The organism is Micromonospora sp. CV4 (assembly GCF_003667455.1).
Lineage (GTDB): Bacteria > Actinomycetota > Actinomycetes > Mycobacteriales > Micromonosporaceae > Micromonospora.
Map to the genome: position 1 here is coordinate 1 of NZ_RCVI01000411.1, position 11,178 is coordinate 11,178.

Sequence of the window (11,178 nt, forward strand, 5' to 3'; positions counted from 1 at the left end):
GGGCGGGATGGCCCCGGCGCCCAGCGCCAGCGCCACGCCGACCCCCTCGGCCTCGGCCTCGCCGAGCGCCGCCGCGCCGTCGCCGAGCGCCAGCGCAGAGCCGGTGCCGGCCAGCATCGAGGAGCAGCGCAAGGCCGTCGAGCAGAAGGTCGGCGCTCCCGCCTGGCAGGCTGCCAGCAAGCTGCAGGCCCCCGCCGACCTGAGCGCCGACCCGTCGCTGGCCGACACGCTCAAGCCGTTCGGCACGCTGTCGCCGCAGGAGGTGGCGGTGCTGCCGGCGCAGATGCAGTTCAACGTGCCGACGATCGGCTGCGCGCAGCTCGACAAGCGCCCGCCGGCGTCGATCTCCGACCCGAAGCAGCAGGTCGTCTCCTGCGAGGACGGCGCCTCGAAGTATCTGCTCGACCAGGCCAAGGTGCTGGGCACCGACGTGTCCGACGCCGACGCGGTGCTCGACCAGACCAACGCCTGGGTGGTCAGCCTCGACTTCACCGGCGACGGCCAGGGCAAGTGGACCGCCCTCACCCGTGAGGCGTTCACCAACGAGGGCCAGGCCTGCGACGCGACCGCGCTGGGTCAGGACGGCAAGTGCCGGGTGGCCGTCGTGCTGGACAACGAGATCGTCTCCTCCCCGGAGATCCAGGGCGTGCTGACCGGCAACTCCCAGATCACCGGCAACTTCAACCAGAAGGACGCCAGCGCTCTGGCCAGCCAGCTGCGCTACGGCGCGCTGCCGGTGACCTTCGAGCAGCAGGAGCAGCAGAACGTCACCGCCACCCTGGGCGCCAGCCACCTGCGCGCCGGTCTGCTGGCGGCCGGCATCGGCATGCTGCTGGTCATCATCTACGCGTTCTTCTACTACCGGCTGCTCGGCTCGGTGATCTTCCTGAGCCTGATCCTCTCCGCGCTGCTGGTCTTCGGCGCGCTGGTGGTGCTCGGCCGGCAGATCGGCTTCACGCTCACCCTCGCCGGCATCGCCGGCATGATCGTCTCGCTCGGTGTGGCGGCGGACTCGTTCGTCATCTACTTCGAACGATTGAAGGACGAGATCCGGGAGGGGCGCAGTCCGCGCAGCGCGGTGCCCCGTGCCTGGATGCGGGCCCGCCGCACGATCATCTCGGCCAACGCGATCACCCTGCTCTCCGCGGTGGTGCTCTACGTGGTCTCGGTCGGCACGGTCAAGGGCTTCGCGTTCGCCCTCGGCCTGGCCACCGTGCTGGACCTGGTCGTGGTCTTCCTCTTCCGGCACCCGATCATGACGATGTTCGCCCGGACCCGGGCGTTCCTGTCCCCGCGGGTCAGCGGTCTGGGTCGGGCGCTTCCGGCCCGCACCCAGCAGACTCAGCCCCGCAACCCGCGCGCCAAGGAGGCCTGAGATGGCTCAGAACGGTCTGGCGAGCCGCCTCTACAACGGCGAGGCCGGTCTCAACGTCGTCGGCCGGCGCAAGCTCTGGTTCGGCGTCGCCGGAGTCCTGGTCCTGATCGCGATCCTCAGCTTCTCGATTCGTGGCTTCAGCCTCGGCATCGAGTTCGCCGGCGGCAACTCGTTCCAGGTGCCGGCCAGCGTCGGCACCCTGGAGCAGGCCGAGGAGGAGGTCAACTCGGCCCTCGCCGCCGAGAACACCGGCGCCCACGTGGCCACCGCCCAGAAGGTCGGCGGCCCCGGTGGCGACTCCTACGAGCTGCGCACCGGGCAGCTCAGCGCCGACCAGGCCAATGCCGTCAAGGCCCAGATTGCCGAGGACCTCGGCATCGAGCCGGCTCAGATCAGCGGCAACCAGGTCAGCGAGGCGTGGGGCAGCCAGGTGACCGAGCGGGCCGTCCTCGGCCTGATCATCTTCATCGCGCTGGTGATGGTCTACCTGATCCTGCGCTTCGAGTGGCGGATGGCGGTCGCCGCGGTCGCCTCGCTGTTCATGAACCTGATCCTCACCGCCGGCATCTACTCGCTGGTCGGCTTCGAGGTCACGCCGTCGACGATCATCGGCTTCCTCACGATCCTGGGCTTCGCGCTCTACGACGTGGTGGTGGTCTTCGACAAGGTTCAGGAGAACACCCGGGGCATCACCGCCAACAACAACCAGACGTACGGCGAGGCAGCCAACCTGGCCGTCAACCAGAGCCTGATGCGGTCGCTGAACACGTCGGTGGTCGCCCTGCTGCCCGTCGGTGGTCTGCTCTTCATCGGCGCCGGCCTGCTCGGCGCCGGCACGCTGAAGGACCTCGGCCTGGTGCTGTTCGTCGGTATGGCGGTGGCGTTCCTGACCTCCATCCTGGTGGCCACCCCGCTGCTGGCGCTGCTGAAGAACTACGACCCGCGGATCCAGGCACACAACAAGCGGGTGCTGGCCCGCCGCGGCGCGCTGTCCCGCGGCGAGGTCACGCCGAAGGGTGCCCCGAGCCCGGCCCAGGCCGACGGTGCGGACACCCCGGTCGACCCGGACTCCGCCGCGCTGGCCGGCGCCGCCCCCAAGGTGGGCGCCCGTCCGGCGGGCAAGCGGTCGACCGGCGCCCGGGGCGGTCGCCCGGGTGGCGGCGGCAACCGGCCGGGTGGCGCCAAGCGGCGCTGACGGCCCCGGGGTCGCCCCGACAGGAAACGCCCGAACGGCGTCCGGCATGCTGTGCGAGCAGCATCCGGACGCCGTCGTCGTTGGAAGGAAGCGGAACAGCCGTGACGGAGACCCACAGCACCGTGCCGCACGGGGACAGCGGCCCGGAGACCGCCCGGCTGGTGGCCAGCCGGGTGCTGGACGTGCCCGACTTCCCCCAGCCCGGTGTCCTGTTCAAGGACCTGATGCCGCTGTTCGCCGACGGTGCGGCGTTCCGCGAGGTGACCGACGGGATCATCGCGTACCACGGGCGGGACAGCTTCGACGTGGTGGTCGGCATCGAGGCGCGCGGGTTCGTCGTCGCGGCGGCCGTCGCGTACGCGGCCGGGGTGGGTGTGGTGCCGGTGCGCAAGGCCGGCAAGCTGCCCCGCCCGGCCCACTCGGTCTCCTACGCTCTGGAGTACGGCGAAGCCACCCTGGAGGTGCACGAGGACGCCTTCACGGCCGGGCACCGGGTGCTGGTGGTCGACGACGTGCTGGCCACCGGTGGCACCGCCGAGGCGACGCTGGACCTGGTGGAGCGGGCTGGGGGCACCGTCACCGGTTTCACCGTGCTGCTGGAGCTCGCCTTCCTGGGCGCCCGGAAGCGGCTGGCCCCGCGTCCCGTCCATGCCCTGCTGACCGTTTGAGCGCCGACCCGTCGGGCGGACCGGGCGCCGACCGTCCGGCGGAGCGGCAGGGGACCGTCCGTGCGGGTAGCATTGCCCTTTGCTGACGCCGGCGGTACGCCGTCCGGCGGCGCGAGACCAGGCCGGCCGACGTACGGCCGGTGTGTTCCGGCGAGCGGTGAGGAGGCCGGTGTCCCACGATGTCGTCCCTCCGGTGGAGGGCACGGTGCACCCGACAGGCGACGCTGACGGCTCGGTGACGGACCGGAACGGTGACGCGCCGACCAGGGTGACGGGCGCCGGCAACGGCTCCGGCAAGGCTCCGGCCGAGGGCGCGGTGCTTCCGACCGCCGGCGCCGTCGAGGCGTCCCCCGGGGCCGACGGTGTCGTGGTCCCGTTCCCGACCGACGCCGGGCTCGACCCGTCGCCGAGCGGCGGCTTCGGGCTGTCCAACGCGCCCACCGGGCGTCGGGTCCGGGCGCGGCTGGCCCGCTTCAACGCGCCGTGGCAGACCTCGCAGGTCAGCGAGGTGCTGGAGCCGCTCATCGCCAGCCACCGGGAAAATCACCCGAAGGCCGACGCCCGGCTGCTCCAGCGCGCCTTCGACACGGCCGCGCGGTGGCATTCCGGGCAGTACCGCAAGTCCGGCGACCCGTACATCACCCACCCGCTCGCGGTGGCCACCATCCTGGGCAACCTGGGGATGGACACCACCACGCTGGTCGCCGCGCTGTTGCACGACACCATCGAGGACACCGAGTACACCCTCGACCAGATGCGCGCCGACTTCGGGGGCGAGGTCGCCCTGCTGGTCGACGGCGTCACCAAACTGGACAAGGTCAAGCTGGGCGACGCGGCCAAGGCCGAGACGATCCGCAAGATGGTCGTGGCCATGGCCAAGGACCCGCGGGTGCTGGTGATCAAGCTGGCCGACCGGCTGCACAACATGCGGACCCTGACCTTCCTGCCCCGTCCCAAGCAGGAGCAGAAGGCCAAGGAGACGCTGGAGATCCTGGCCCCGCTGGCCCACCGGCTGGGTATGAACACGATCAAGTGGGAGCTGGAGGATCTGGCCTTCGGCACGCTGTTCCCGAAGCGCTACGAGGAGATCAACCGGCTGATCGGGGAGCACCAGCCGCAGCGCGAGGCGCTGCTGCGCCAGGTGACGCAGAAGGTGCAGACCGACCTGAAGGCCGCCAAGATCAAGGCGGAGACCACCGGCCGGCCGAAGCACCTCTACTCGATCTACCAGAAGATGATCGTGCGGGGTCGCGACTTCAACGACATCTACGACCTGGTCGGCGTGCGGATTCTGGTCGACACGGTGCGGGACTGCTACGCGGCGCTGGGCGTGATCCACGCCAACTGGCAGCCGGTGCCGGGCCGGTTCAAGGACTACATCGCCATGCCCAAGTTCAACATGTACCAGTCGTTGCACACGACGGTCATCGGGCCCACCGGCAAGCCGGTGGAGATGCAGATCCGCACGTACGCGATGCACCGCACCGCGGAGTTCGGCATCGCCGCGCACTGGAAGTACAAGGAGCACAAGGGCACCCAGATCGTGGGCCCGCCGGCGCACATCGACGAGATGACCTGGCTGCGGCAACTGCTCGACTGGCAGCGCGAGGCGGCCGACCCGAGCGAGTTCCTCGACGCGCTGCGCTTCGACCTGTCCAGCCAGGAGGTGTACGTCTTCACCCCGAAGGGTGACGTCATCCCGCTGCCGACCGGGTCGACGCCGGTGGACTTCGCGTACGCGGTGCACACCGAGGTCGGGCACAAGTGCATCGGCGCGCGGGTCAACGGCAAGCTGGTGCCGCTGGAGTCGACGCTCTCCAACGGCGACGTGATCGAGATCTTCACCTCGAAGTCGGAGACCGCCGGCCCGACGCAGGACTGGCTGGGCTTCGTCAAGAGCCCCCGCGCGCGTACGAAGATCCGCCAGTACTTCAACAAGGAGCGGCGCGAGGAGGCGATCGAGGCCGGCAAGGACGCGATCGTCAAGGCGATGCGCAAGCAGGGCATGCCGTTGCAGCGGATGCTCACCTCCGACGCGCTGATGTCGATCGCCCGGGACCTGCACCTGGCCGACGTGGCGTCGCTCTACGCGGCGGTCGGCGACAGCCAGGTCTCCGCGCAGTCGGTGGTGCAGAAGCTGATGGCCGCGTACGGCGGCGAGGAGGGCGCGGCGGAGGACATCGCCGAGACCGCCGTCGCCACCCGGCCGCCGCGCAGCCGGCAGAGCAGCAGCGATCCGGGTGTGGTGGTCCGGGGCGTCAGTGACGTCTGGATCAAGCTGGCCCGCTGCTGCACCCCGGTGCCACCGGATTCGGTGTTCGGCTTCGTCACCCGCTCCGGCGGGGTGAGCGTGCACCGCGACGACTGCGCCAACGCCGAGGATCTGCGGGCCCAGGCCGAGCGGGTCGTCGAGGTGAGTTGGAAGCTCACCTCCGCCTCGACGTTCCTGGTGGCCATACAGGTCGAGGCCCTGGACCGGCACAAGCTGCTGGCCGACGTCACCCGGGTGCTCTCCGACGAGCGGGTCAACATCCTGTCCGCCACGGTCACCACCACCCGGGACCGGGTGGCGGTGAGCCGGTTCAGCTTCGAGATGGCCGACCCGAAGCACCTGGGCCACCTGCTGGCCACGGTCCGCAAGGTCGACGGCGTCTTCGACGCCTACCGGGTCACCTCCGGCGCCTGAGGCGTACACCGGACACGAAAGCGCCCGCCGGCTCAGCCGGCGGGCGCTTCGTTGTCTCCTCGGGTGTCAGCCCTGCGGCGCGCTCATCGTGAGGTCCTTGATGATGACCTCCTTCTTCGGGTGCCCACCACCGGGCTGCGGGGCGAACGCCCCGTCGTCGCCGGCCTTGGCCACGTCCTTGACGATGTCCAGGCCACCGGTGATGTTGCCGAGCACCGTGTACGCCGGGTCCAGCGGCGAGTCGCCGTAGACGATGAAGAACTGGCTGCCGGTGCTGCCCGGCTGGCCGGAGTTGGCCATCGCGATGACACCCTCCGGGTACGGCGGGCGCTTGTCGGTGGGCAGGTTCTCCTCGGGCAGCCGGTAGGTCGGGCCGCCCGTGCCGTCGGTCTCCCGCCAGCCCTTGCCGGTGGCGCTGGGGTCACCGCACTGCAACACCTTGATGCCCTCGGTCACCATCCGGTGGCACTTCGTGTTGTCGAAGAAGTTCTTCTCCGCGAGGTGGGTGAAGCTGCCCGCCGTGCACGGCACCAGCGACCGGTCGACCTTGGCCGTGATCGGGCCCAGGTTCGTGTCGATCGTCATGGTCTGCACGCCGGTGCCGGACTGCTCGTTGCTCGGCACCCCGACGTCCTTGAGCTGCGGGCTCCGCTGGTCGGCGGGCACCTGGTTGTAGGCGCACTCGGACGCGCCGGGCGCCTGGGCGGCGGTGTCGGCCTTGTCGTCGTCGCCGCCGAGGCTCATCGCCAGCCAGACGGTGCCGGCGACCACGAGCACCAGCGCGGCGCCCGCGCCGATGATCGCCTGCGTCTGGCGACGCTTGCGGGCCCTGGCCGAGCGCTCGGCCATCTCCTTCTCGAGCCGGGCGCGTGCCGCCGCGCGCTGCCGCTCTCTGGTGGACGTCACGCCTGGATCCTCCTGGCTGTCTGCTTCTGGGTGCCGCTCGGGTGGGGTGGCGCCACGGTCAGCCGGCGCTCGGGCTGCTGGCCGGGGTGCCGGAGGCCGACGGCGACGGTGCCGCGGCGGTGACCGGCTCACCAACGGTGAGGCTCTGGATCACCACGTCGGTCTTGGGCTTGACCTTGGCCCCCGTCCCATTGTCCACGGTCGGCAGGGCCCCGATCTTCTCCACCACGTCCAGCCCGCCGGTCACCCGGCCGATCACGGGGTACTTCGGGTCGGTGGTGGTGAAGTCCTTGAAGAAGATCAGGAACTGGCTGCCGTTGCTGCCCGGCGGGTTGGAGATCATCGCCACGGTCCCCTTCGGGTACGTGGGCGGCTGGCCGGGCGCCGGGCTGGCCGACGGCGACGCGGACGGCACGGTCGGCACGTCCTCGTCGTAGAACGAGTAGGTCGGCCCGCCGAGGCCGGTGCCGCTGGGGTCGCCGCAGCGCAGCGCGCCGTCGGCGGTGATCTCGTGGCACTTGGTGTTGTCGTAGAACGACCGGCTCGCCAGGTGGGCGATGCTCGCCGCGGCACACGGTGAGTTGGTCAGGTTCAACTCGGCGGTGATCGGCGCGCCCTGGTTGGTGGTCACGGTCATCGCCCGGGTGCCGTCGGTGGGCAGGCCCTTGGTCTCCGGGGTGCCGACGTCCTTGAGGTTGGTGTTGGCCGTCGCGTCCTGCGGCGTCCAGAGGCAGGTGTCCTCAGCGGCCGTGTTCTGCTTCGGGTCGGAGTCGAACGCCCCGAGCGCCCAGGCCGAGCCGGCCACGATCAGCACGAGGACCACGACCGCGCCGACACCGGCCTGGATCTGCCGACGGCGCCGCGTGGCGGCGGCCCGGCGGGCCAACTGCCGGTCGAGCTTCTCCCGCGCCAGTTTGCGCTGCCGGTCCCTGCTGGAAGCCACCCGTGCTCCCCTTCCTCTACCTGGTCGTCCCCGGCGGCCGGGCGTCCCGGCCCGTCAGGCGTCACGTGTGCCGCGCCACACGCCCGCCAGAGTGTACGGCTAGCGACTGGGAATGTGGTGTACGAGGTCCACCCCGCCGCCAGCAGCCCTTATCGGGCGATGTCACTGTGCCCGGAGGGACGGGTGGGACGGGACGCGGCAAACCCGCCGGGCCCGCCGGTTAGGCTGCTGGCAGGACGACAGCTCGACGGAAGGACAGCGCCCGTGCTCGTGGCCGGCTTTCCCGCGGACGCCTTCGGCACCAACTGCTATGTGGTGGCCACGGCGCCGGGGGAGCAGTGCGTGGTGGTCGACCCCGGCATCGGGGTGCTCGACCAGCTCGACGCCCTGCTCGCCGAGCACCGCCTGCATCCCGCCGCCGTGCTGCTCACCCACGGCCACCTCGACCACACCTTCTCGGTCGCGCCGGTCTGCGGTGCCCGCGGCATCACCGCGTACGTCCACCCCGGCGACCGGGAGATGCTGGCCGACCCGGCCAAGGGCCTCTCGACCGATCTGACCTCGCTCTTCGGCGGCCGGTTGAGCTACACCGAGCCGGAGGACGTGGCGGAGCTGACCGACGGCGCCACCCTCGCGCTGGCCGGCCTGGAGATCGCCGTCGACCATGCGCCGGGCCATACCGGCGGGTCGGTGCTGTTCCGGCTGCCCGCCGCCGGGTCGGGCTGGGACGCCGAGGAGCTGTGCCTCTCCGGCGACGTGCTCTTCGCCGGCTCGATCGGTCGCACCGACCTGCCCGGCGGCAGCATGCCGGCGATGCTCACCAGCCTGCGCGACAAGATCCTCCCGCTGGCCGACGACACCGTCGTGCTGCCCGGCCACGGCCCCAGCACCACCATCGGCCGCGAGCGCGCCAGCAACCCGTACCTCATCGAGGTGGCGCAGGTCGGCGGCGGCCGACCGGCGGCGCCCACCCGGGGCCTCTAGATCTCGTCCGCGCCGCGCGCGGACCCACGACACCACCGCGCCGCGGGCGCGGGATCGCAAGGAGTACGCCGATGAGCAAGCCCACGCCCATCTCCGGCTTCCCGGAGTGGACCCCCGGCCAGCGGATGATCGAGCAGTTCGTGCTCGACCGGATCCGGGCCACCTTCGAGCTGTACGGTTTCGCCCCGCTGGAGACGCGCGCGGTGGAGCCGCTGGACCAGCTGCTGCGCAAGGGCGAGACCTCGAAGGAGGTCTACGTGATCCGGCGGCTGCACGCCGACGCCGAGGGGACCGGCGGCGACGACCAGCTCGGCCTGCACTTCGACCTCACGGTGCCGTTCGCCCGGTACGTGCTGGAGAACGCCGGCAAGCTCACCTTCCCGTTCCGCCGCTACCAGATCCAGAAGGTGTGGCGGGGCGAGCGGCCGCAGGAGGGGCGTTACCGGGAGTTCATCCAGGCCGACATCGACATCGTCGACCGGGACACGCTGGCCCCGCACCACGAGGCGGAGATGCCGCTGGTGATCGGGGACGCGCTGGGCGCGCTGCCGATCCCGCCGGTGACGATCCAGGTCAACAACCGCAAGATCTGTGAGGGTTTCTACCGGGGCATCGGGCTGACCGACCCGGAGGCGACGCTGCGCGCGGTGGACAAGCTCGACAAGATCGGCCCGGCGAAGGTGGCCGAGCTGCTCGCCCAGACCGCCGGGGCGAGCGAGGCGCAGGCCAAGGCGTGCCTGGCGCTGGCCGAGATCTCCGCCCCGGACGCCTCGTTCGCCGACGCCGTGCGCGCGCTGGGGGTCACCGACCCGCTGCTCGACGAGGGCATCGAGGAGCTGGTGCGGGTGGTGGAGACCGCCGCCGAGCACTCGCCCGGCCTCTGCGTGGCGGACCTGCGCATCGCCCGTGGCCTGGACTACTACACCGGCACGGTCTACGAGACCCAGCTGCGCGGCTACGAGCGGTTCGGCTCGATCTGCTCCGGCGGCCGGTACGACAATCTGGCCAGCGCCGGCGCCACCTCGTACCCCGGGGTGGGAATCTCGATCGGCGTGACCCGGCTGCTCGGGCTGCTCTTCGGCGCGGGCGAGCTGTCGATCTCCCGCGAGGTGCCGACCGCCGTGCTGGTCGCGGTGACCAGCGAGGAGCGGCGCGGCGCCAGCAACCGGGTGGCCGAGGCCCTGCGGCGGCGCGGGGTGCCGACCGAGGTGTCGCCGAGCGCGGCGAAGTTCGGCAAGCAGATCCGCTACGCCGAGCGGCGCGGCATCCCGTACGTCTGGTTCCCGGGTGTCGACGGTGCGCCGGACGAGGTGAAGGACATCCGCTCCGGCGAGCAGGTCACGGCGGGTGCGGGGGAGTGGATGCCGCCCCGGGAGGATGTGAAACCGGCGGTTGGCTGAGCGCTCCACTGGCGCGTACGGCCGCGGGGACCTACGGTAGCGTAAGTTACGCCACCGTAGGGAGTTTCTCGTGACCATGAGCACCACGCTGAGTCAGACCGCACTGCTCGTCGAGTTGGAGCCGGTTGTCGCACGCAACCTGGACCGCCACCTCTCGCTGGCGAAGGAGTGGTTCCCGCACGAGTACGTGCCGTGGAGCGAAGGGCGTACCTTCGACGGGCCGCTCGGCGGTGAGGCGTGGTCGCCGACCGACTCCACCATCCCCGACGTGGCCCGCACGGCGCTGATCGTCAACCTGCTCACCGAGGACAACCTGCCCTCGTACCACCACGAGATCGCCACCCTGTTCGGCCGGGACGGCGCGTGGGGCACCTGGGTGCACCGGTGGACGGCGGAGGAGGGCCGGCACGGCACGGCGATCCGCGACTACCTGACGGTCACCCGGGCCGTCGACCCGGTGGCGCTGGAGCGGGCCCGGATGACGCACATGTCCGAGGGCTACGAGAACGTGCACGGTGACGAGGTGCTGCACTCGCTGGCGTACGTCTCGTTCCAGGAGCTGGCCACCCGGATCTCGCACCGCAACACCGGCAAGGCCACCGGCGACCCCGCCTGCGAGGCGCTGCTGGCCCGGGTGGCCGCCGACGAGAACCTGCACATGGTCTTCTACCGCAACCTGCTCGCCGCCGCGTTCGAGCTGGCCCCGAGCCAGGCCATGCGGGCCGTCGCCGACGTGGTGGCCGATTTCCAGATGCCGGGCAACGGCATCGAGGGCTTCGCCCGCAAGTCGGTGGCGATCGCCCTGGCCGGCATCTACGACCTGCGTCAGCACCGCGACGAGGTGCTGCTGCCGGTGCTGCGCCAGTGGGACGTGTTCAACGTGACCGGCCTGAACGCCGACGGCGAGGCCGCCCGCGAACAGCTGGCCGGCCAACTCGACACGCTGGAGCGCGCCGCCGCCCGCTTCGAGGAGAAGCGCGACGCCCGCGCCTCCCGCCTAGCCCTGCGCTGAACCCCACCC

Annotated in this window: 9 protein-coding genes; 7 read left to right on the forward strand and 2 right to left on the reverse strand. The window is 71.2% G+C overall.

The features are described 5' to 3' along the window. The 4 genes from secD to EAD98_RS28920 form a co-directional block, all read left to right on the forward strand. On the forward strand, positions 1-1,375 hold a 1,375-nt coding region (gene secD, locus EAD98_RS28905), incomplete at its 5' end, for a protein translocase subunit SecD (RefSeq protein ID WP_121657133.1). A 1-nt stretch (position 1,376) separates the two neighbouring features. Continuing rightward, complete coding sequence (secF, locus tag EAD98_RS28910; protein WP_121657126.1) at positions 1,377-2,570, forward strand: protein translocase subunit SecF; 1,194 nt, start codon at positions 1,377-1,379, stop codon at positions 2,568-2,570. A gap of 101 nt (positions 2,571-2,671) precedes the next feature. Beyond that, a complete protein-coding gene (locus EAD98_RS28915) occupies positions 2,672-3,238 on the forward strand; it encodes an adenine phosphoribosyltransferase (protein ID WP_121657127.1) in 567 nt (188 codons plus the stop codon). Between the two features lie 193 nt (positions 3,239-3,431). Next, complete coding sequence (locus EAD98_RS28920) at positions 3,432-5,924, forward strand: bifunctional (p)ppGpp synthetase/guanosine-3',5'-bis(diphosphate) 3'-pyrophosphohydrolase (RefSeq protein WP_199723603.1); 2,493 nt, start codon at positions 3,432-3,434, stop codon at positions 5,922-5,924. A 66-nt stretch (positions 5,925-5,990) separates the two neighbouring features. Here the strand turns inward: EAD98_RS28920 and EAD98_RS28925 are convergent, their stop codons facing one another. Together EAD98_RS28925 and EAD98_RS28930 are read right to left on the reverse strand one after the other, a co-directional pair. Beyond that, positions 5,991-6,830, reverse strand: coding sequence for a peptidylprolyl isomerase (locus tag EAD98_RS28925; protein WP_121657129.1), 840 nt, complete (start codon positions 6,828-6,830; stop codon positions 5,991-5,993). Positions 6,831-6,888: 58 nt separating this feature from the next. Continuing rightward, positions 6,889-7,773 carry a peptidylprolyl isomerase gene (locus EAD98_RS28930; protein WP_121657130.1) on the reverse strand — a complete coding sequence of 295 codons (885 nt, stop codon included), beginning with the start codon at positions 7,771-7,773 and terminating at the stop codon, positions 6,889-6,891. Between the two features lie 264 nt (positions 7,774-8,037). On the opposite strand from EAD98_RS28930, the gene EAD98_RS28935 reads away from it, so the two are divergent. From EAD98_RS28935 to EAD98_RS28945, 3 genes are all read left to right on the forward strand, one after another. Further along, entirely contained in the window at positions 8,038-8,757 is a 720-nt protein-coding gene (locus EAD98_RS28935; RefSeq protein WP_121657131.1) for an MBL fold metallo-hydrolase, read from the forward strand. 71 nt (positions 8,758-8,828) lie between these two features. Then, positions 8,829-10,157, forward strand: coding sequence for a histidine--tRNA ligase (hisS, locus tag EAD98_RS28940; protein ID WP_121657132.1), 1,329 nt, complete (start codon positions 8,829-8,831; stop codon positions 10,155-10,157). A gap of 76 nt (positions 10,158-10,233) precedes the next feature. Continuing rightward, on the forward strand, positions 10,234-11,169 hold the full coding sequence (locus EAD98_RS28945; protein ID WP_121657134.1) for an acyl-ACP desaturase: 936 nt from the start codon (positions 10,234-10,236) through the stop codon (positions 11,167-11,169). Positions 11,170-11,178 lie beyond the last annotated feature (9 nt).

Excerpts from the sequence above, each read along its gene's own strand:
- secF (WP_121657126.1), top strand. The coding sequence starts at position 1,377 with ATGGCTCAGAACGGTCTGGCGAGCCGCCTCTACAACGGCGAGGCCGGT.
- hisS (WP_121657132.1), top strand. The coding sequence starts at position 8,829 with ATGAGCAAGCCCACGCCCATCTCCGGCTTCCCGGAGTGGACCCCCGGC.
- EAD98_RS28945 (WP_121657134.1), top strand. The coding sequence starts at position 10,234 with ATGAGCACCACGCTGAGTCAGACCGCACTGCTCGTCGAGTTGGAGCCG.